This window comes from Aliiroseovarius crassostreae (assembly GCF_049803815.1).
GTDB lineage: Bacteria > Pseudomonadota > Alphaproteobacteria > Rhodobacterales > Rhodobacteraceae > Aliiroseovarius > Aliiroseovarius crassostreae_A.
On record NZ_JBNAGI010000011.1, the window covers coordinates 1 to 21,809 of the forward strand.

General features: G+C 57.5%; 17 protein-coding genes and 1 tRNA gene. 3 read left to right on the forward strand and 15 right to left on the reverse strand.

Going from position 1 to position 21,809, the window contains the following annotated elements; all coding sequences use genetic code 11:
* Positions 1-154: 154 nt before the first annotated feature.
* The 5 genes from ACP15V_RS17455 to rpsL form a co-directional block, all read right to left on the reverse strand.
* Positions 155-559, reverse strand: coding sequence for a hypothetical protein (locus tag ACP15V_RS17455; protein ID WP_424944402.1), 405 nt, complete (start codon positions 557-559; stop codon positions 155-157).
* 289 nt (positions 560-848) lie between these two features.
* Positions 849-2,024 (reverse strand): elongation factor Tu, encoded by a 1,176-nt coding sequence (tuf, locus tag ACP15V_RS17460; RefSeq protein ID WP_424944403.1) that lies wholly within the window; start codon positions 2,022-2,024, stop codon positions 849-851.
* Positions 2,025-2,093: 69 nt separating this feature from the next.
* On the reverse strand, positions 2,094-4,211 hold the full coding sequence (gene fusA, locus ACP15V_RS17465; protein ID WP_424944955.1) for an elongation factor G: 2,118 nt from the start codon (positions 4,209-4,211) through the stop codon (positions 2,094-2,096).
* A 20-nt stretch (positions 4,212-4,231) separates the two neighbouring features.
* Positions 4,232-4,702, reverse strand: coding sequence for a 30S ribosomal protein S7 (gene rpsG / locus ACP15V_RS17470; RefSeq protein WP_424944956.1), 471 nt, complete (start codon positions 4,700-4,702; stop codon positions 4,232-4,234).
* A gap of 12 nt (positions 4,703-4,714) precedes the next feature.
* Positions 4,715-5,086 carry a 30S ribosomal protein S12 gene (rpsL, locus tag ACP15V_RS17475; RefSeq protein WP_049642094.1) on the reverse strand — a complete coding sequence of 124 codons (372 nt, stop codon included), beginning with the start codon at positions 5,084-5,086 and terminating at the stop codon, positions 4,715-4,717.
* A gap of 369 nt (positions 5,087-5,455) precedes the next feature.
* Between rpsL and ACP15V_RS17480 the strand changes: the two genes are divergently transcribed.
* Entirely contained in the window at positions 5,456-6,463 is a 1,008-nt protein-coding gene (locus ACP15V_RS17480; protein WP_424944957.1) for a glycosyltransferase family 2 protein, read from the forward strand.
* 33 nt (positions 6,464-6,496) lie between these two features.
* Here the strand turns inward: ACP15V_RS17480 and ACP15V_RS17485 are convergent, their stop codons facing one another.
* The 10 genes from ACP15V_RS17485 to ACP15V_RS17530 all read right to left on the reverse strand — a co-directional run bounded on the left by ACP15V_RS17485 (position 6,497) and on the right by ACP15V_RS17530 (position 20,716).
* Positions 6,497-7,399 carry a DMT family transporter gene (locus ACP15V_RS17485; protein WP_424944958.1) on the reverse strand — a complete coding sequence of 301 codons (903 nt, stop codon included), beginning with the start codon at positions 7,397-7,399 and terminating at the stop codon, positions 6,497-6,499.
* A 426-nt stretch (positions 7,400-7,825) separates the two neighbouring features.
* Positions 7,826-12,091, reverse strand: a complete 4,266-nt coding sequence (rpoC, locus tag ACP15V_RS17490) for a DNA-directed RNA polymerase subunit beta' (protein ID WP_424944959.1) — start codon at positions 12,089-12,091, stop codon at positions 7,826-7,828.
* A gap of 50 nt (positions 12,092-12,141) precedes the next feature.
* The gene (rpoB, locus tag ACP15V_RS17495; RefSeq protein ID WP_424944968.1) at positions 12,142-16,278 is read right to left on the reverse strand and encodes a DNA-directed RNA polymerase subunit beta; all 4,137 of its coding nucleotides are present in this window, start codon (positions 16,276-16,278) and stop codon (positions 12,142-12,144) included.
* 275 nt (positions 16,279-16,553) lie between these two features.
* Positions 16,554-16,928 (reverse strand): 50S ribosomal protein L7/L12, encoded by a 375-nt coding sequence (gene rplL, locus ACP15V_RS17500; protein ID WP_424944960.1) that lies wholly within the window; start codon positions 16,926-16,928, stop codon positions 16,554-16,556.
* A 72-nt stretch (positions 16,929-17,000) separates the two neighbouring features.
* Positions 17,001-17,513: a 50S ribosomal protein L10 gene (gene rplJ / locus ACP15V_RS17505; RefSeq protein ID WP_424944961.1), complete on the reverse strand. Its 513-nt coding sequence runs from the start codon at positions 17,511-17,513 to the stop codon at positions 17,001-17,003.
* A gap of 500 nt (positions 17,514-18,013) precedes the next feature.
* Entirely contained in the window at positions 18,014-18,712 is a 699-nt protein-coding gene (rplA, locus tag ACP15V_RS17510) for a 50S ribosomal protein L1 (RefSeq protein WP_424944962.1), read from the reverse strand.
* Between the two features lies 1 nt (position 18,713).
* Complete coding sequence (gene rplK, locus ACP15V_RS17515) at positions 18,714-19,139, reverse strand: 50S ribosomal protein L11 (protein WP_424944963.1); 426 nt, start codon at positions 19,137-19,139, stop codon at positions 18,714-18,716.
* Between the two features lie 358 nt (positions 19,140-19,497).
* Entirely contained in the window at positions 19,498-20,031 is a 534-nt protein-coding gene (nusG, locus tag ACP15V_RS17520) for a transcription termination/antitermination protein NusG (RefSeq protein WP_424944964.1), read from the reverse strand.
* A 229-nt stretch (positions 20,032-20,260) separates the two neighbouring features.
* Positions 20,261-20,452 (reverse strand): preprotein translocase subunit SecE, encoded by a 192-nt coding sequence (secE, locus tag ACP15V_RS17525; RefSeq protein WP_424944965.1) that lies wholly within the window; start codon positions 20,450-20,452, stop codon positions 20,261-20,263.
* 188 nt (positions 20,453-20,640) lie between these two features.
* Positions 20,641-20,716, reverse strand: a tRNA-Trp gene (locus ACP15V_RS17530).
* 11 nt (positions 20,717-20,727) lie between these two features.
* Here ACP15V_RS17530 and ACP15V_RS17535 point away from each other — a divergent pair.
* Both ACP15V_RS17535 and ACP15V_RS17540 read left to right on the forward strand, forming a co-directional pair.
* Positions 20,728-20,949, forward strand: a complete 222-nt coding sequence (locus ACP15V_RS17535) for a hypothetical protein (protein WP_424944966.1) — start codon at positions 20,728-20,730, stop codon at positions 20,947-20,949.
* Positions 20,950-20,988: 39 nt separating this feature from the next.
* Entirely contained in the window at positions 20,989-21,489 is a 501-nt protein-coding gene (locus tag ACP15V_RS17540; RefSeq protein WP_424944967.1) for a hypothetical protein, read from the forward strand.
* The last annotated feature ends 320 nt before the right edge of the window (positions 21,490-21,809 follow it).

Here is a 21,809-nt window from a genome sequence, read left to right on the forward strand (position 1 = left end):
ACTAGAAAACTAGAAAACTAGAAAACTAGAAAACTAGAAAACTAGAAAACTAGAAAACTAGAACCCCGTTGGGCAGTGGACGCAAGAGAAATACTTGGGCTTACTCAATTTACCATACCCAACAAGAAATACCGCTTTGCGGCGACCTTTCTGATTAATCCGATTGATACTTTTTCTTCCACATCAAAAGCAAATCGGCTGTAAAGGCTTTCTCTGAGGCGGCAATGCAATATGATTGAAAACTCGCCTGACGGTCCTGCGGCAGGGTCTTTGACTTTTCATGACAAGCTTCTAATTCGGACTGCCTTTTGTCCGGGCTGTTTCGTGCACCCAACTGCTGAACCAGATGTCGATTGAAGCGCTGTACCTCTTTCAAAAGCTTAGCCTCACACCGGTCATAATCATTGGCCCCCACGCATCTGAAAATAATGCTATCAACGCAAAGAAATACGACCTGAATTCCCTCATACCCCTCCTTCAAATCTATGACCATCGCATCGTATCGAGCCGGAAAGGTGGTTCTGTCCGCATTCTCCGAAACACAATTCAGAACGTTCATTGTCCACTCAGGTGGAGCATTCCGCCGATCAGAAATCCTATTTTCCACCACGACAGCGGACAGGCAAATCATCCCCAAAACAACAAAGAACCATCTCGGCACTTTCTCTCACTCCCATTGGAAACTCCGCAGCGCCACCTGAGAACAACCGCCTAACCACGTCAACCAGTGAAATGGGCCCCCCTCGGTTGCCAACAAGAACTTGATGATATGCCTCGGGATCATTGAGTTCAAATGCAAAGGGCCGCCCATTGGGCGGCCCTTCTTTTTGAACATTCACTGGTGTGAATTATTCAATGATCTTCGACACAACGCCCGAACCAACGGTGCGGCCGCCTTCGCGGATGGCGAAGCGCAGCTTTTCTTCCATGGCGATCGGGGCGATCAGTTCAACGTTGAACTTCAGGTTGTCGCCCGGCATCACCATTTCGGTGCCGGCCGGCAGCTCAACGGTGCCGGTCACGTCGGTGGTGCGGAAGTAGAACTGCGGACGGTAGTTTGCGAAGAACGGGGTGTGACGGCCGCCTTCTTCCTTGGTCAGGATATAGACCTCGGCTTCGAACTTGGTGTGCGGGTTTACCGAACCCGGCTTACACAGAACCTGGCCACGCTCAACTTTTTCACGGTCGATACCGCGCAGCAGAACACCAACGTTGTCACCAGCTTCACCGCGATCCAAGAGCTTGCGGAACATTTCAACACCGGTACAGGTGGTTTTCTGGGTGTCCTTGATGCCAACGATTTCGATCTCGTCGCCAACGTTCACAACACCACGTTCCACACGGCCGGTCACAACGGTACCGCGGCCCGAGATCGAGAACACGTCTTCGATCGGCAGCAGGAAGTCGCCGTCAACCGGACGATCCGGGGTCGGGATGTATTCGTCAACAGCCGCCATCAGCTCGCGGATCTTGTCTTCGCCGATTGCGTTGTCACGGCCTTCCATGGCGGCCAGCGCGGAACCCGCGATGATCGGCATGTCGTCGCCCGGGAAGTCGTATTCGTTCATCAGTTCACGAACTTCCATTTCAACCAGCTCAAGCAGCTCTTCGTCGTCAACCTGGTCAACTTTGTTCATGAAGACAACCAGAGCAGGCACACCAACCTGACGCGCCAGCAGGATGTGCTCGCGGGTCTGCGGCATCGGGCCGTCAGCAGCGTTCACAACCAGGATACCACCGTCCATCTGCGCGGCGCCGGTGATCATGTTTTTCACATAGTCAGCGTGACCCGGGCAGTCCACGTGGGCGTAGTGACGGTTCTCGGTCTCATACTCAACGTGAGCGGTCGAGATGGTGATCCCGCGGGCCTTCTCTTCCGGCGCGCCGTCAATCTCGTCATAGGCTTTGAAGTCACCAAAAAACTTGGTGATCGCTGCCGTCAAAGTGGTCTTCCCGTGGTCAACGTGACCGATGGTGCCGATGTTCACGTGCGGTTTGCCGCGTTCAAACTTTTCCTTAGCCATGATGGCCTCCTTTTAAATTGGGTCCGGACGGGGCCGCCCCCGCCCGGTTTTTGGTGTGGTCAAAAACGCTTATGCGTATTTGGCCTGAATTTCGTCCGAGATGTTCTGCGGAACCGGGTCGTAATGCGAGAACTGCATCGTGAACTGCGCGCGGCCCGAAGACATGGAGCGCAGGGTGTTGATGTAGCCGAACATGTTGGCCAGCGGCACGTTTGCGTCAATTGCAATCGCGTTGCCGCGCGGCTCTTGACCGGACACCTGACCACGACGCGAGGTGAGGTCGCCGATGATACCACCGGTGTACTCTTCGGGCGTGATCACTTCCACTTTCATGATCGGTTCCAGCAGCTTGGCGCCAGCCAGTTTCATGCCTTCGCGCATACACATACGTGCTGCGATTTCAAAGGCCAGAACGCTCGAGTCAACATCGTGGAATTTACCGTCAACCAGGGCAACCTTGAAGTCGATCACGGGGAAGCCGGCCAGCGGGCCGCTGTCCATAACCGAGTTGATGCCTTTTTCAACGCCGGGGATGTATTCCTTCGGAACAGCACCACCCACGATGCGGCTTTCGAACGAGTAACCTTCGCCCGCTTCGGTCGGCATGATTTCCATTTTGACTTCAGCGTATTGACCCGAACCACCCGACTGTTTCTTGTGGGTGTAGGTGTGCTCGATCGCTTTCGAGATGGTCTCGCGATAGGCAACCTGCGGGGCACCGATGTTGGCTTCCACTTTGAACTCGCGCTTCAGGCGGTCCACCAGGATGTCCAGGTGAAGTTCGCCCATGCCCTTCATGATGGTCTGGCCCGATTCCAGGTCAGTTTCCACGCGGAAGGACGGGTCTTCAGCGGCCAGACGGCCCAGACCTTGCGACATCTTCTCTTGGTCGGCCTTGGTTTTCGGCTCAACCGCGATCTCGATCACCGGATCCGGGAAGGTCATGGTTTCCAGAACCACCGGGTCGTTGGCGGCACAAAGTGTGTCACCGGTGGTGGTGTCTTTCAGACCGGCCAGCGCGATAATGTCGCCCGCGAACGCTTCGGTGATTTCCTCACGATCGTTCGAGTGCATCATCATCATACGACCAACGCGCTCTTTCTTACCTTTGGTCGAGTTCAAAAGCGTGTCGCCTTTGTTCAGGACACCCGAGTAAACGCGGGTAAAGGTCAGCGAGCCCACAAACGGGTCGTTCATGATTTTGAACGCCAGGGCCGAGAACGCCATGTCGTCGTCCGCACGGCGGGCGATGTTACGCTCTTCGGTTTCGTCACCGGGTTTGAAGCCCATGTAATCCACAACGTCCAGCGGGCTGGGCAGATAGTCGATCACAGCGTTCAAGAGCGGCTGAACACCTTTGTTTTTAAAGGCCGAACCACCCAGAACCGGAACGAAATCCAGAGCCAAGGTGCCTTTGCGCAGCAGTTTGCGTAGGGTCGGCACGTCAGGCTCGTTGCCTTCCAGATAGGCTTCCATGGCGTCGTCGTCTTGCTCGACGGCGGCTTCGATCATCTTCTCGCGCCACTCGTTGGCCATGTCCGACAGCTCGTCACGGATCGGAACACGAACCCAGGATGCACCAAGGTCTTCCCCCTGCCACAGCCATTCTTCCATGTTCACCAGGTCGATCAGACCTTCCAGCTCGGTTTCAGCACCGATCGGAATGCCAACCGGAACGGCGCGGGCGCCGGTGCGGTCTTCGATCATGCGAACGCAGTTGAAGAAGTCAGCGCCGATCTTGTCCATCTTGTTGACGAACACCATGCGCGGAACCTTGTAGCGGTCAGCCTGACGCCACACGGTTTCGGTTTGCGGTTCAACACCGGCGTTGGCGTCCAGAACACAGACAGCACCGTCGAGCACGGCCAGCGAACGTTCAACTTCGATGGTGAAGTCAACGTGGCCGGGGGTGTCGATGATGTTCATCCGGTGCTTGGGCGTCTGAGCGGTTTCACCGTCTTCGGTGCGTTCCCAGAAGGTGGTGGTCGCAGCCGAGGTGATGGTGATGCCGCGTTCCTGCTCCTGCTCCATCCAGTCCATGGTGGCTGCACCATCGTGCACCTCACCGATGTTGTGGGACTTGCCGGTGTAGTAGAGGATACGCTCGGAGCAGGTGGTTTTCCCTGCGTCGATGTGAGCCATGATACCGAAGTTGCGGTACAGCTCGAGCGGATATTCGCGTGCCATGGGTGTGATCCTTCCTTGGCTTACCAGCGGTAATGGCTGAACGCTTTGTTGGCGTCGGCCATTTTGTGGGTGTCTTCGCGTTTCTTAACGGCAGTACCGCGCGAGTTCACAGCATCCAGAAGTTCGCCGGCAAGACGCTCTTCCATGGTGTTTTCGTTGCGCGAACGGGCGGCTTTGATCAACCAACGGATGGCCAGGGCTTCGCGACGCTCGGGGCGCACTTCAACCGGAACCTGGTAGGTGGCACCACCAACGCGGCGCGAACGCACTTCGACCGACGGTTTGATGTTGTCCAGCGCTTCGTGGAACACTTCCACGGGGGCGCGCTTGATCTTGTCTTCGATGCGATCGAGCGCATTATAGACGATTTTTTCTGCGACCGATTTCTTACCATCGATCATCAGGTTGTTCATGAATTTCGAAAGAACTACATCGCCAAATTTGGCGTCGGGCAGAACTTGGCGCTTCTCAGCGGCGTGACGACGAGACATATCTGGCTCTCCTTACTTCGGACGCTTCGCGCCGTATTTCGAACGACGTTGCTTACGGTCTTTGACGCCTTGGGTATCCAACACACCACGCAGGATGTGGTAACGGACACCCGGAAGGTCTTTCACACGACCGCCACGGATCAGAACAACCGAGTGTTCTTGCAGGTTGTGGCTTTCACCGGGGATGTAGGAGATCACCTCGAAACCGTTGGTCAGGCGAACCTTCGCAACTTTACGCATAGCCGAGTTCGGCTTTTTCGGGGTGGTGGTGTAAACGCGGGTGCAAACGCCGCGCTTTTGGGGGCAGCTTTCCAGGTGCAGCGACTTGGAACGCTTGACTTTGGGCTGACGCGGTTTGCGGATCAGCTGTTGGATCGTTGGCATAGGGCTCTTTTCCCGTTTCTCAACTTCGTCTGCGCAAGGCCGGGGCCCCACACGGTTAAATCTTCTTCGCATGACAGGATCATGACGACCCTCACAAAGCGAAAATCCGCGAGCGTTTCCGTACCGAGGCAAACGTCGCGGTTGGTTCACAGAGGGCCGGTTCCTTGAAACAGTTCCGGTCTTGATCCCACAATTCCTGTAGATGCGCAGGGGTATCCCCCTTTGCTGGATGTTCGCGCGTATAAGGGGAGTCGGGAGGCCTGTCAACAGCGGTGCCTGTATCACGCCTGTGACAACAGGATTGCACGCTGACGAACGTCAAAATAGAGTGACGTCAAAACCGTTCCCATAAGAGCAGCCGAGGCCCCCATGAAAGGCACCCTCGCCTTCACCACCATCCGCAATGAAGGGCCGTTTCTTCTGGAATGGATCGCCTGGCAAAAGATGCTGGGGTTCGACCGTGTGCTGGTGATGTTCAACGATTGCACCGACCATTCACCACAGCTTTTGCGCCTTTTGGAACGCGCGGGCGAGATTGCCACCAAGCGCCACACCCCCGGTGAAAATCTGCACCCCCAACCCTCGGCCTATCTGGCCTGTCGCAAACACCCCTTCGTCAAAGAGGCGGATTGGATGTTCACCTGTGACGTGGACGAGTTTCTGGTGGTCCACAAGGGGGATGGGACCATCAGCGCCCTGTTGAACAATGGCGATGTGCCGTGGCAGGGCATGGCCATCCATTGGCGCATCTTTGGCACCAATTCTTACAATCTTTGGGAAGACGGTTTGGTGCATCGTCGGTTCGTAAAATCCTCGCCCGTGATGGCACGTCAGAACAATTGTGTGAAAAGCTTTGTCCGCAACCCGCTCTCGTTCGGCAAGCTCCGGTCACATTCCCCCCGCTATTGGCAAGGGGATGGGGCCTGGGGGAAGGACGGGCGGTACTGGGTTCTGTCGGATGGGTCCCGCTGGGACGCCTACGACCCGGACAGCGCGCCCCTGAATGCCACGGAAAATGACGGGATCGTGCATGGGGATGCTTCGGTCAACCACTATATCCTGCAAAGCCGCGAGCAATTCGACTTTAAGCGCGGGCGACGTTCTGCAGCGGCCGGTTTGGACCGATATTCCCATGATTTCTTTCATCGCTTTAATCACAACTCGACCCCAAACACCGACGCCCTGTCCTATAAAGCACGGTTTGACGCGGAATATGCCCGGATCTGTGACATTCCCGGCGCGATGCGGCTGCACCATATGTGCTGTGCGGATCTGGTTGCCGATATGTGCGCAAAGCGGGGCGAAGACCCCGCGGCAGATCCGCGCTGGCAACAGCACCGCGCCCGGGCCCAGGCCCTGCCCCGCCATATGGATTGACCCGCACATTCGGCGTGGCGCCACGGCCTGAGGTCAGGCGTTTCCTTTCACCCTGCTGCGCCGCGCCGTGATTTGCTCGCGATACAGCGTGACGATCCCCATCGCCACCACGATGCCGGCCCCCAGCAATGTCATCCCATCCGGCCAGTCGCCAAAGAACAGATACCCGACGATCAACGCCACCACGAGGCCCGTATAACGGAACGGCGCGACAAAGCCGATCTCGCCCACCCGCATCACCATGACCGAAAAGAGATACCCGCAGATGATGAACCCCGCCGCCAGTCCCAAAAGGCCAAAGGACTTCAAATCCACCTCAACCCAGATCTCTCCCAACGACAGCACGGAAAAAGAAACCGTGATGCCAATGGCCGTCAGGAAGGCCACAGTGAAAGAGGGCGTGGCCGGATCCATGCGACGCACGATCAGATCCCGCAAGGTGATCAACGCCACGGCGCCCAACGCATAAACCGACCAGATCGAAAACCCCGCCCCGCCCGGTTGCACAATCAGCATCACGCCGACAAAGCCGATCAAAATGGCCACCAACCTCCGCCACCCCAAAGGTTCCGACAAAAACGCCCAGGCCGCCAGCGACACGGTCAGCGGCAAGGCCTGAATGATCGCCGTCACATTGGCAATTGGCATATTGAACAGGGCCGTCAAAAAGCAATAGGTGACCACCACCTCCGCGCCGGCACGCAGCACAATCAAGCCCCATTCCCGCTTCGGCAGGCGAAATCGCAACACACCCAGATATCGCCCAACCAGAAACATCAGCATCACGGCGATCCCCCCGCGCAACGCCACGCTTTGCCCCAGCGGCATCGTGGTCGAGATCAGTTTCATACAGGTATCATTCAGCGTGTAGCACGCCATCGCGGCACTCATCAGCGCCGCGCCCTTCATATTGTCACTCAGGGGTCCACGCGGCATGCCTGCTCTCCTCTGTCATGAAATGCAATCGCGTTTCGGGATCATCATGCCACACAAGTTATTCCGAACCGCCCACAACATTGATATCTCTTTGCGCGTTTGCGTACCAACCCCTGTTCAGATAAAACTGAAACGCCTTAACAATCTCCGCGCACCGACATCAGCCCAATCCCAACACGCAGATAACGCAATCTATGTAAGGAAGGACATCCTGCATTTTCTGGTGACAAGTATCCTGGGGGTTTGGGGGCAAAGCCCCCATCCGCGGCGCGCAGCGACGCAACGGAAAATGCCTCACAACGTGAGCCACCAATAGCGGGCCGAAGCGCAAGCTGAGGCCCACCCTGCCCTCCCTATCGCTTCCACTACGAAAAATCCCCCCCCCGGGCCGGGGGGCGTTTGAAAATTTGAAATCTAAGATAACGATCACGGCTGTTCCGAACCACCTGCTTCCGGCGTTTCCACCAGACCCAGATCATCCGAGCTTTCCGACCCGAACACGGTCGAAGCATCCTCGGTCGGAGCCGCCAGCATCGCCGCCTGTTCGGCTTCGGCGCGGGCCTCTTCGATCACAACGCTGTCGCGGGCCTGGGCCACGCGGCGCACGTCCTGAGTTGCCCCACCGGTCCCGGCCGGGATCAGGCGACCCACGATCACGTTCTCTTTCAGACCAACCAGCTTGTCTTTCTTACCCTGGACAGATGCCTCGGTCAGAACGCGGGTGGTTTCCTGGAACGACGCCGCCGAGATGAACGAACGGGTCTGCAAGCTGGCTTTGGTGATGCCCAAGAGGATCGGTTCACCCGATGCCAGACGGCGACCTTCGGCAGCTGCTTTCTCGTTTGCGGCGTCAAATTCGACCTTATCAACATGCTCGCCTTTCAGCAGCGTGGTTTCGCCCGAATCCTGGATCTCCCACTTTTGCAGCATCTGGCGAACGATCACCTCGATGTGCTTGTCGTTGATCTTCACGCCCTGCAGACGATACACGTCCTGAACTTCGTCGATCATGTAGTTGGCCAGCGCTTCCACGCCCATAACAGCCAGAATATCGTGCGGCGCGGGGTTGCCGTCCATCAGATATTCGCCCTTCTGGATAAAGTCACCTTCCGCAACCGGAATGTGCTTGCCCTTGGGCACCATGTATTCAACCGCCTCCTGGCCTTCCTCGGCCGGCTCGATCGAAATACGACGCTTGTTCTTGTAGTCGCGGCCAAAGCGCACGTAGCCATCGATTTCGGCGATGATCGCGTGATCTTTCGGACGACGGGCTTCGAAGAGTTCAGCAACACGCGGCAGACCACCGGTGATGTCTTTCGTCTTCGACCCTTCGCGCGGGATCCGTGCGACGATGTCACCGGCTTTCACCGACTGACCATCTTCGACCGACAGAATGGCGTCCACCGACATGGTGTAAGCCACCGGGTTGCCCGCGTCATTGCGCACGGGTTCACCGTTTTCATCGACCACGATGATTTCCGGTTTCAGCTCGTTGCCCTTCGGCGCAGCACGCCAGTCGGTCACGATTTTCTGCGTCATGCCGGTTGCGTCATCGGTCTCATCCCGCACCGAGATGCCGGAGACGAGGTCAAGGAACTTGGCCTTACCGTCTTTCTCGGCGATCACCGGAAGGGTGAACGGGTCCCATTCGAAGAGCTTGTCGCCGCGGGCCACATTGACACCGTCTTTGACAAACAATTTGGCACCGTAGCCCGGTTTGAACGCAGCACGTTCCACACCGTTTTCATCCACGATGGCAACCACCATGTTGCGGCCCATCACAACGGTTTCGCCGTTGCGATCTTCCAGAACATTGGCGTTACGATACTCGATCTTGCCTTCCTGGTTGGCTTCCTGGAACGACTGCTGACCACCCTGTGCAACCCCACCAATGTGGAAGGTCCGCATGGTCAGCTGCGTGCCGGGTTCACCGATCGACTGGGCCGCGATGATGCCGACGGCTTCGCCGGTGTTTACGCGGGTGCCGCGCGCGAGGTCACGACCATAGCAGTTGGCGCAGACGCCTTCTTCGGCTTCACAGGTCAGGGGCGAGCGGATGCGCACGGCGGCGATCCCGCTTTCTTCCAGCACGTCGGCCTTGCGTTCGTCGATCAGCTCGCCTTTGGCGACCATCACTTCGTCCGTGCCCGGCTTGATCACGTCATCAGCCGCCACACGGCCCAGAACGCGTTCGCCCAGCGAGGCCACCACTTCACCGTCATTGACCGCCGCTTCCACGGTGATCGCATTTTCAGTGCCGCAGTCCACTTCGCGCACGATGCAGTCTTGGGCCACGTCCACCAGACGACGGGTCAGGTACCCCGAGTTCGCGGTTTTCAGAGCGGTATCCGACAGACCTTTCCGGGCCCCGTGGGTCGAGTTGAAGTACTCGAGCACGGTCAGACCTTCTTTAAAGTTCGAGATAATCGGCGTTTCGATAATCTCGCCCGACGGTTTCGCCATCAGGCCGCGCATCCCGCCCAGCTGTTTCATCTGCGTGACAGAACCACGCGCACCGGAGTGGGCCATCATGTAAACCGAGTTCGGTTCCATTTCGGCGCCATTTTCATCGCGCTTGTTGGCCGAGATGGTGCCCATCATCGCGTCAGTGACCTTGTCGTTACATTTCGACCAGGCATCGACCACCTTGTTGTATTTCTCGCCAAGGGTGATGAGACCGTCCATGTATTGCTGCTCAAAACCCTTCACCTGGTCACGGGTTTCGTCGACGATGTCCCACTTGTTGTCGGGGATCACCATGTCGTCTTTACCGAACGAAATGCCAGCCTTGAACGCTTCTTTGAAGCCCATCGACATGATCTGGTCACAGAAGATAACCGATTCCTTCTGACCGCAATACCGGTAGACGGTGTCGATGACCTGCTGCACCTCTTTCTTGCGCAGAAGACGGTTCACCAGTTCAAACGGCGCCTTGTTGTTTTGCGGCAGCAGCGCGCCAAGACGGATCCGGCCCGGCGTGGTGTCAAAACGCACCATGACGGTGTTGCCTTCGGCATCAACCTGCGGCAGGCGGGCCTGAACCTTGGCGTGCAGATGCACTTCGCCAGCGTCCAGCGCGTGGATCACTTCGTCCACGTCGGCAAAGACCATGCCTTCGCCCTTCATGCCTTCGCGCTCCATCGAGATATAATAGAGCCCCAAGATCATATCCTGCGACGGAACGATGATCGGCGCGCCGTTGGCGGGCGACAGCACGTTGTTGGTCGACATCATCAGAACACGCGCTTCCAGCTGGGCTTCCAGCGAAAGGGGCACGTGAACAGCCATCTGGTCCCCGTCAAAGTCAGCGTTGAACGCCGAACAGACAAGCGGGTGCAGCTGGATCGCTTTACCTTCGATCAGAACCGGTTCAAACGCCTGGATGCCGAGACGGTGCAGCGTGGGCGCACGGTTCAGCATGACCGGGTGTTCGCGGATCACCTCATCGAGGATATCCCAAACTTCCGGACGCTCTTTTTCCACCAGTTTCTTGGCTTGCTTCACGGTGGAAGACAGCCCTTTGGCTTCGAGACGCGAATAGATGAACGGCTTAAAGAGTTCGAGCGCCATCTTTTTCGGCAGACCACATTGGTGCAGCTTCAGTTCCGGGCCGGTCACAATGACCGAACGACCCGAGAAGTCGACGCGTTTGCCCAAAAGGTTCTGACGGAAGCGACCTTGCTTACCTTTCAGCATGTCCGAGAGCGATTTCAGCGGACGCTTGTTGGCGCCGGTGATCACGCGACCACGACGGCCGTTGTCAAACAGCGCATCCACAGATTCCTGCAGCATCCGCTTTTCGTTGCGCACGATGATGTCGGGCGCACGCAGTTCGATCAGACGCTTCAGACGGTTGTTCCGGTTGATCACGCGGCGATAGAGATCATTGAGATCCGAAGTCGCGAAACGGCCACCATCCAGCGGCACCAGCGGGCGCAGCTCTGGCGGGATCACGGGCACAACGGTCATGATCATCCACTCGGGGCGGTTGCCCGACTCGAGGAACGACTCAACAATTTTCAGACGCTTGATGATCTTCTTCGGCTTCAATTCACCGGTGGCCTCAGACAGATCAGCGCGCAGCTGCTCGGCTTCCGCTTCCAGATCAATCTGGCTCAGCATCTCACGGATGGCTTCTGCACCGATATTGGCGGTGAAAGCGTCCATGCCGTAAGTGTCCTGGGCGTCCATATACTCTTCTTCGGTCATCAGCTGACCATAGGTGAGGTCGGTCAGGCCCGGCTCGATCACCACGTAGTTTTCGAAGTAGAGGATGCGTTCCAGATCACGCAGGGTCATGTCCAGCATCAGGCCGATGCGCGACGGCAGCGACTTGAGGAACCAGATATGCGCGACGGGCGCGGCCAGTTCGATGTGGCCCATACGCTCGCGACGTACTTTTTGAAGGGTAACTTCAACACCACATTTCTCGCAGACAACGCCGCGATATTTCATGCGCTTATATTTGCCGCAGAGGCATTCGTAATCTTTGATCGGGCCAAAGATCCGCGCGCAGAACAGGCCGTCACGTTCGGGCTTGAACGTGCGGTAGTTGATGGTTTCGGGTTTCTTGATCTCACCATAGGACCAAGACAGGATCCGTTCCGGGCTGGCCAGCGACACCTTGATTTCGTCGAAAACCTTCGGCGGGGTCAGCGGGTTGAACGGGTTGGTTGTCAATTCCTGGTTCATTTTGCGTTCCTTTTTCTAAGGGGAAGGGTGGGAGGGGTAAGGCGGGCGCCTTACTCCTCACCCTCCGCATCCAGGAGTTCCATGTTGAGGCCGAGGCCGCGGACTTCTTTGACCAGAACGTTGAACGATTCCGGCACGCCGGCTTCGAAATTGTCCTCGCCTTTGACGATGCTTTCATAGACTTTCGTCCGGCCTGCAACGTCATCCGATTTCACCGTCAGCATCTCTTGCAGCGTGTAGGCCGCGCCATATGCTTCCAAGGCCCAGACTTCCATCTCACCGAAGCGCTGGCCACCGAACTGCGCCTTACCACCCAGCGGCTGCTGGGTCACAAGCGAGTACGGGCCCGTCGAGCGCGCGTGGATCTTGTCGTCCACAAGGTGGTGCAGTTTCAGCAGGTATTTCACACCCACGGTCACTTCGCGCGAGAACTGTTCACCGGTACGACCGTCAAACAGAACCGATTGGCCCGAGGTGTCGAACCCGGCGCGGGTCAGCGCGTCGTTCACGTCAGCCTCTTTCGCGCCGTCAAAGACCGGCGTTGCAATCGGCACACCACGGGTGACATTGCCTGCGGCATCCACCAGTTCGTCTTCGTCCATGCCCACGATGCCTTCTTCATAGACATCGTCGCCATAGGCGATGCGCATGGCTTCGCGCACCGGGGTCAGATCGCCGGACCGGCGGTATTCACCCAGGGCTTCGTCCACGTTCAGACCCAGGCCGCGTGCGGCCCAACCCATGTGGGTTTCAAGGATCTGACCAACGTTCATCCGCGACGGCACACCCAGCGGGTTCAGACAGAAGTCGACCGGGGTCCCGTCCGCCAGGAACGGCATGTCTTCCATCGGCACAACCTTGGAAATCACACCTTTGTTCCCGTGACGACCGGCCATCTTATCGCCCGGCTGCAGCTTGCGCTTCACGGCGATGAAGACTTTGACCATCTTCATCACACCCGGCGGCAGGTCGTCGCCACGACGGACCTTTTCAACCTTGTCTTCAAAGCGATGCTCAAGCGCACGTTTCTGGGCTTCGAACTGTTCGTTCAGCGCCTCAACGATCTTGGCGTCATCTTCGTCTTCCAAGGCCAGCTGCCACCATTGACCGCGCGACAGGGTGTCGAGCAGTTCTTCGGTGATGGTCGAACCGGCTTTCACGCCTTTCGGGCCTTTCACAGCCACTTTGCCGAGGATCATCCCCTTGAGGCGCGCATAGATGTTGCGCTCCAGGATGTTGAGCTCGTCATCGCGGTCACGGGCAAGGCTTTCGACCTCTTCACGCTCGATCTGCAGGGCACGTTCGTCTTTTTCCACACCATGGCGGTTGAAGACACGGACTTCCACAACGGTCCCGAAGTCACCCGGTTTCACGCGCAGCGAGGTGTCGCGCACGTCCGAGGCTTTTTCGCCGAAGATGGCGCGCAGAAGCTTTTCTTCCGGCGTCATCGGGCTTTCGCCTTTCGGGGTGATCTTACCAACCAGAATGTCGCCCGGTTCCACGTCCGCACCGATATAGACAACGCCAGCCTCATCGAGGTTGCGCAGCGCTTCTTCACCGACGTTCGGAATGTCGCGGGTGATCTCTTCCGGCCCAAGCTTGGTGTCACGGGCGGCGACTTCAAACTCCTCAATGTGCACCGAGGTGAACACATCGTCACGCGCGATGCGCTCCGAAATCAGGATCGAGTCTTCATAGTTGTAGCCGTTCCAGGGCATGAACGCGACAACCACGTTTTTGCCCAAGGCCAGTTCGCCCATATCGGTCGACGGACCATCAGCAACCACTTCGCCTTTCGACACTTTCTGACCCACTTTCACCAACGGACGTTGGTTGATGCAGGTGTTCTGGTTCGAACGCTGGAATTTGCGCAGACGATAGATGTCCACACCCGCGTCGCCCAGTTCCAGATCTTCGGTGGCGCGCACAACGATCCGGGTGGCGTCCACCTGGTCGATCACGCCGCCGCGTTTGGCCTGAATGGCCGCGCCCGAGTCAATCGCAACCTTGCCTTCGATACCGGTGCCCACAAAGGGGGCCTCGGCCCGCAGCAGCGGCACGGCCTGACGTTGCATGTTCGAGCCCATCAGGGCGCGGTTGGCGTCGTCATTTTCAAGGAACGGAATGAGCGAAGCCGCCACAGACACCAACTGTTTCGGCGACACGTCGATCAGGTCGACATTGTCACGCGGTGCCATGGTGTATTCGCCCGACTGACGGGTGTTCACCAGATCGTTTTCAAACCGGCCTTCTTCGTCCAGATGCGCGTTGGCCTGGGCCACGGTGTGGCGCATCTCTTCGGTGGCGGACATATAGTTCACCTCGTCGGTGACCTTGCCGTCCACAACCTTACGATAAGGGGTTTCGATGAAGCCGTATTTGTTCACGCGGGCAAAGGTGGCCAGCGAGTTGATCAGACCAATGTTCGGCCCTTCCGGCGTTTCAATCGGACACATACGGCCATAATGGGTGGCGTGAACGTCACGCACCTCAAAGCCAGCACGTTCGCGGGTCAGACCACCCGGCCCAAGCGCCGACAGGCGGCGTTTGTGGGTGACTTCCGACAGCGGGTTGGTTTGGTCCATGAACTGCGACAGCTGCGACGAGCCGAAGAATTCACGCACCGCGGCCGCGGCCGGTTTCGCGTTGATCAGGTCTTGCGGCATGACGGTGTCGATCTCGACCGACGACATGCGCTCCTTGATCGCGCGCTCCATACGCAGAAGGCCCACGCGGTACTGATTTTCCATCAGTTCGCCCACTGATCGCACACGACGGTTGCCGAGGTGGTCGATGTCGTCCACGTCGCCTTTGCCGTCACGCAGTTCCACCAGCGCCTTGATACAGGCAATGATGTCTTCGCGGCGCAGCGTACGCTGGGTGTCTTCGGCATCCAGTGCCAGACGCATGTTCATCTTCACGCGACCAACGGCCGACAGGTCGTAACGCTCTGAATCGAAGAACAGGGTGTCAAACAGGGCCGAAGCGGCCTCAACCGTGGGCGGTTCACCCGGGCGCATCACGCGGTAGATGTCCATGAGCGCGGTGTCGCGGCCCATGTTCTTGTCAGCGGCCATCGTGTTGCGGATGTAGGGACCGACATTGATATTGTCGATGTCGAGAACCGGGATATCGGTGATGCCGGCATCCATCAGCTCTTTCAGCGACCCGCCGATCAGCTCGCCATCCTTGTCGTATTCCAGGGTCAGCTCGTCCCCGGCTTCGACATAGATCGCACCCGTTTCTTCGTTGATGATATCCTTGGCCACATAACGCCCAACGATGCTGTCGAACGGCACCAGAAGGTTGGTCACTTCGCCCGATTCCATCAGCTTCTTGACGGCGCGCGGGGTGATTTTCTTGCCAGCTTCGGCAATCACTTCGCCCGAGGCAGCGTCGATCAGATCCTGCACCGGACGGGTGCCGGCCACACGCTCGGGGAAGAACTTGGTGACCCACCCTTTGTTCTTCTCAAGCTTGTAGTTAACGGTGTCGTAATAGGCATCCATGATGCCTTCCTGGTCCAGACCCAGCGCATAAAGCAGGGTGGTCACAGGCAGTTTGCGACGGCGGTCGATGCGGGCAAAGACGATGTCTTTCGCGTCAAACTCAAAGTCGAGCCAGGAGCCGCGGTAGGGAATGATGCGGCAGGCAAAGAGCAGCTTGCCCGACGAATGGGTCTTGCCCTTGTCGTGGTCAAAGAACACACCCGGCGAACGGTGCATCTGCGACACGATCACACGCTCGGTGCCGTTCACCACAAAGGTGCCGTTCGGCGTCATCAGGGGCATGTCACCCATGAACACGTCTTGTTCCTTGATGTCTTTCACCGACTTGGCGCCGGTGTCTTCGTCCACATCAAAGACGATCAGGCGCAGGGTAACCTTCAGCGGGGCCGAATAGGTCAGGTCGCGCTGTTGGCATTCTTCCACGTCAAACTTCGGCGTTTCCAGTTCGTATTTCACGAACTCGAGAATGGCGGTTTCATTGAAATCCTTGATCGGGAAAACCGATTGGAAAACGGCGTTGATGCCCTCGCCGTCCATCGGCTGGGGCTGATCGCCGGATTTGAGGAAAAGATCGTAAGAGGCTTTCTGAACCTCGATCAGGTTCGGCATCTCCAATACTTCACGGATTTTACCGTAGTATTTACGCAAGCGTTTTTGGCCAAGATAGGTCTGCGCCATCCGGTAACTACCTTTCATGTTCTCAACTGTGGCGCCGACCGTCGGGTCCCCGGCAACGCCTCGTCCGAGATTGGGGAGATGGACAAATTCATGGAGACCGTCCCAAGGGTCTCCTCCCGTCCGAACCTTTCCCAGGAGAGGGGCCGCATCACGCGACCTGGCTTTTTTTTGCCGGGGCTGACATTGCCCCTCTCCAAGACAGGTTCGGCTGGACCCGGATATCTCCGGGCCCAGCCAGTATTCAAAGGGCTAAGCCGCCCTCAAAAGCGCAAGGCTTAGGCCAGCTCGACTTCTGCGCCAGCTGCTTCCAGCTTGCCTTTGATGTCTTCTGCTTCGGCTTTGTCCACGCCTTCTTTGATCTTGCCGCCAGCTTCGACCAGCTCTTTGGCTTCTTTCAGGCCAAGACCGGTGATGCCGCGAACTTCTTTGATCACGTTGATTTTCGAAGCGCCGGCGTTCTTCAGAACGACGTCGAATTCGGTTTTTTCTTCCTCAGCGGCGCCACCAGCGTCGCCACCGGCAGCCATAACAACAGCGCCACCAGCAGCCGGCTCGATGCCGTACTCGTCTTTGAGGATGGTTTTCAGTTCTTGTGCTTCGAGAAGGGTCAGACCAACGATCTCTTCAGCAAGTTTCTTCAGATCAGCCATTTTACTGTTTCCGTTCGATTTAGATGTGTTCCAACGTGTAGGACTTGTCCCCACGCGGGTGTGTCAGTTTGCTTATGCAGCTTTCTCTTCGATGGTCGAGAGAATGGATGCGATGTTCGAAGCAGGTGCGCCAATGGCCCCAGCGATGTTCGAAGCAGGTGCGCCAATGCAGCCCACGATCGAAGCAATAAGCTCTTCACGCGACGGCATAGCGGCAACGGCTTTCACACCAGCCAGATCCAGAGCGGTCTCACCCATTGCACCACCAAGGATTTCCAACTTGTCGTTGGTCTTGGCGTATGCGTCCATCACCTTGGCCGCGGCCACAGGATCTTCGGAATAGGCAAGAACGGTCATGCCCGAAAGGAGGTCGGCGATCGAAGCGACCGGCTTACCTTCCAGAGCGATTTTGGCGAGCCTGTTCTTGGCAACACGCACCGACCCGCCAGCTTCGCGCATTTGCGACCGCAGGTCCTGCATTTCGGCAACTGTCATACCCGCGTAGTGGGCAACCACTACAACGCCAGAGCTTTCAAAGATTTGGCCGAGTTCGTCGACCAGCTTCTCTTTTTGTGCTCTATCCACAGTTTCACTCCAAGTATGGAGGGTTGACCCCTCCGGCTCTTATTTCACCAGGTTTTCAGGGAAAACCCGGCAATCGGGTCCTTTACGGGTCCTTCGCAAAATCGCCCCAGGGCCAGCCAGCCCATGAGAATTCTTTTGTCCATTTCCCGTCTCAGGCAGGAATTATGATCCTTGCGCGCGTGCGATTTAACATCTGTATCAGTTGCTTACCGCCTGCCCGCCGGGGTCACCCACCGTCTCGGACGAAATGCAAAACAGCGCACGACGAATCGCACGCTGAGCTGCAGGATTGTCTTTAGAGGGTTTTAAGGGGTTTTCCAACCCTTAATCGGGCGTGCGGATTTCCCCACGCCCGTTTCCAGATCCCAGCGAGACTAGCATAAGATTCCAACAAAAGCAAAAGGGCGCCCCGAAGGACGCCCTTTGATATTCGTTTCCGGCCTTCCGGTCGCGATTGCCGGCAATCGCTTTTCCGGGGGCAGAATTCTTACGAACTCGCCTTAATTGCCAGTGGCGTTGTCGATGTCCAGGGTGACGCCCGGACCCATGGTCGAGGTCAGAACGACCTTTTTCATGTAAGCGCCTTTGGCACCCGACGGCTTGGCTTTCTGAACGGCGTCCACAAAGGCGCGCACGTTTTCAACCAGCTTGGCTTCGTCAAACGACGCTTTGCCAACGCCTGCGTGCACAACACCGCCTTTTTCGGCTTTGAACTGCACTTCACCGCCTTTGGCAGCTTCCACGGCCGCTTTCACGTCCATGGTCACGGTGCCAACTTTGGGGTTCGGCATCAGGTTGCGCGGGCCCAGGATTTTACCCAGACGACCCACAACCGGCATCATGTCCGGGGTTGCAATGCAGCGATCGAAATCGATGTTGCCGCCCTGGATCTGCTCCATCAGGTCTTCGGCGCCAACGATGTCCGCCCCAGCGGCCTGAGCTTCTTCAGCTTTCGGGCCACGGGCGAAGACAGCCACGCGCATGGTTTTGCCGGTGCCGTTCGGCAGGCCAACCACACCGCGCACCATCTGGTCAGCGTGACGGGTGTCAACGCCCAGATTCAGGGCGATTTCCACGGTTTCGTCGAACTTGGCGCTTGCGTTGCCTTTGACCAGAGCAACAGCTTCTTCCACGGTCAGGTTCTCTTTGCCGGCGAATGCTTCGCGAGCGGCTTTGGTACGTTTACCCAGTTTCGCCATCTTACTTCACCTCGATGCCCATGGAGCGGGCAGAGCCCAGGATGATCTGCATCGCGGCGTCGATGTCGTTCGCGTTCAGATCTTTCATTTTCGCTTCGGCGATTTCTTTCACCTGAGCGGCGGTCACGGTGCCCACAACTTCACGGCCGGGGTTGTTTGCGCCCGACTTCAGCTTGGCCGCTTTGCGCAGGTAATAAGAAGCCGGCGGCGTCTTGATGTCCATCGCAAAGGATTTGTCCTGGTAATAGGTGATCACGGTCGGGCACGGCGCGCCGGGCTCCATGTCCTGGGTCTTCGCGTTGAAGGCCTTGCAGAATTCCATGATGTTGATGCCGCGCTGACCCAGCGCAGGGCCGACGGGCGGCGAGGGGTTGGCTTGACCTGCAGGAACCTGCAGCTTCATCGTGCCAGCTACTTTTTTAGCCATTTGGCTTCTCCTTTAACAACGGCCTTAAAACGCGTTTCAAGACCTTTCATTGTCGTGGTCTGGTGCCGGGTCGCGACCCTTTCCCCCCCACGCAAAAGAACACGCCCGGATGTTCGATCCGGGACGCGATGGGTGCCAGTACACCGATCTTCCTGCGGGCGCAAGTGATTCCGGGGCAATCCGGCAGGATGCGCCCCCACGGGCCGTCGATTGCGCGCACCAATGGAGCGGTACCGCGAGCGTGCAAAGAAAAAGGCAGGCGTTGCCACCTGCCCTTGTTCAATTTCAGTCGCCATTTCAATCGCGGATCGACCTCTCGCCATCCGGGGTCTTCGTCACCCGAATGAAACCGCAAAGATCAGGCCTGTTTGGTGACCTGGGTGTATTCCAGTTCGACCGGGGTGGCGCGACCGAAGATCGACACGGTGACCTTCAGGCGGTTGTTGTCTTCGTCCACCTCTTCCACGGTGCCGTCGAACCCTTCGAACGGGCCGTCGGTCACATTGACCTTTTCGCCCACTTCGAAGCTGATCATCAGTTTCGGTGCTTCGGCCCCTTCTTCCACGCGGCCCAGGATGCCCTGCACCTCGGCGTCGCGCATCGGCATCGGGCGACCCTGCGGGCCCAGGAAACCGGTGACGCGGTTGATCGAGTTGATCAGGTGATAGCCTTCGTCCGACATTTCCATGTGGACCAGAACGTAGCCGGGCATAAAGCGGCGCTCAGTGGTCACTTTCTTGCCGCGACGCACTTCGATCACTTCTTCGGTCGGCACCAGAACTTCGTCGATCTGGTCTTCCAGACCCTTTTCAACCACTTCCGTACGAATCTGTTCGGCGATCTTCTTTTCGAAGTTCGACAGCACACTTACCGAATACCAGCGTTTCGCCATTTCAGCCTCGTCTCGTTTTCATCTCGTTAAGGGGTCAGGCCCCGGTCAGCCCCCCCCGCGCGCGCCCCGCGTTGTCAAAACGCGCAAAAGCTCTGGGGGATAAAAAAGCGGCGTGCAACTTGATTCGCCGCACGCCCTGTCTCGTTATAGCGCCCGGACTACCCGTGAAAGCAAGGGAATTCAAGGGGGCCACTGCATTTTCGCAAGGCCAAAGGCGCGTCGTTTTCGATTAGCCGAACATGCCCAGAACGCCGGTCAGCGCGCTGCGGATGCCCAGATCCACCAGCGAAAAGAACAATGCGGTCAGCGAGGCCAGCACAAAGACCATCGCCGTGGTCAGCAGCACTTCGCGGCGGGTCGGCCAGGTGACCTTGGAAACCTCGGCGCGCACCTGCTGGATGAATTGAAGCGGATTGGTCATGATATCTCTCAGCCTTGAAGGGTCAGGCGGTGAGATACGCTGAGCGCGCGGAATTTTCAAGCCCGCCAGAGAAAAGACTGTGCAAAGACTGCGCAAAGAGTGATCACTCCCCCACCCCGCCTTTTGAACGGCGAAACAGCCCCGGCATTCGCGGCGCGGCTGGCATCTGACATATGTGCGGAAGGACGTGGCAGGGGCAGCAGGGTTCGAACCCGCGACCTACGGTTTTGGAGACCGTCGCTCTACCAACTGAGCTATACCCCTAAGGCCGGGTGTTGGATTACGACAAGTCGGACGAGGGCGCAAGGGGGAAGGCGGCGAAAAAGGCAGGTGAACAGCAGAAATACCGTGCACCCGTTTCGCTTGCCGCGCCTCTCGTTTTCCGGGCGTGTGTTGCCTGCACGATATGGCAAGATCACGCCGATCCCTGCGGCGGTGGCCTGTTTTACAAAAACAATCTGGAACGAAATTTGCAAGCACACGTTATCGCACCATAGCAAGCGCAACGCGCAGTAAAGCAACAAAGGAGAAATCCAATGATGTTCCATAAAACCGTGAAAGCCGGCCTGGTGACCGCTGCCCTGATGACCAGCACAGCCCCGCTTTTCGCCGACACAACGATGGTGAAAGATATTGAGGTTGAGATCGAGCTTGATGACCTCAACAACCCAAGTGCCGCCGGGCAATGGGCCAATATCGAAGATGACCCGAAAAATGCGATCGCCGAACGCCTGACCGACCGGTTCGACGACGAAGGCGTGAGCATCATCGTGGATATGGATGAGGTCGAACTGGCCAACACGCTGCAATCCGCTGTGGGGGTGGCCGATTCCAAGATGGCCGCGCGAGTCAAAATCACCAGCTCGTATGACCATTCCAAATACGAGGCCTATGACCTGAGCGTGGCCTTCGACGATATACTGGTGGTGCTGCCGGAAGACTTCGATCTGTCCACCCTGACCAAGGACAGCGAGCTGTATTACAACGGTATGATCGACGTCTTTGCGGACCGCATTGTGGAGAACCTCGACAAATAACCTGTTTGCCTCATTGGCATTCCTGCCCGAACTGGGGCCGCCTTCGGGTGGCCCCTTTTTTGCGCGGACGTGCCCCCAAAAGCAAACGCAGCCTCCGATGGATGTTGCCCCGGTTATATGGGGGGGCGGGGCGCGCGTCTATGCTGCAATAGTTCAGGAGAAGGGGCGAATACACGCAGGGCGTGGTTTGGTCAGAAAACTAGAAAACTAGAAAACTAGAAAACTAGAAAACTAGAAAACTAGAAAACTAGAAAACTAGAAAACTAGAAAACTAGAAAACTAGAAAACTAGAAAACTAGAAAACTAGAACCCCGTTGGGC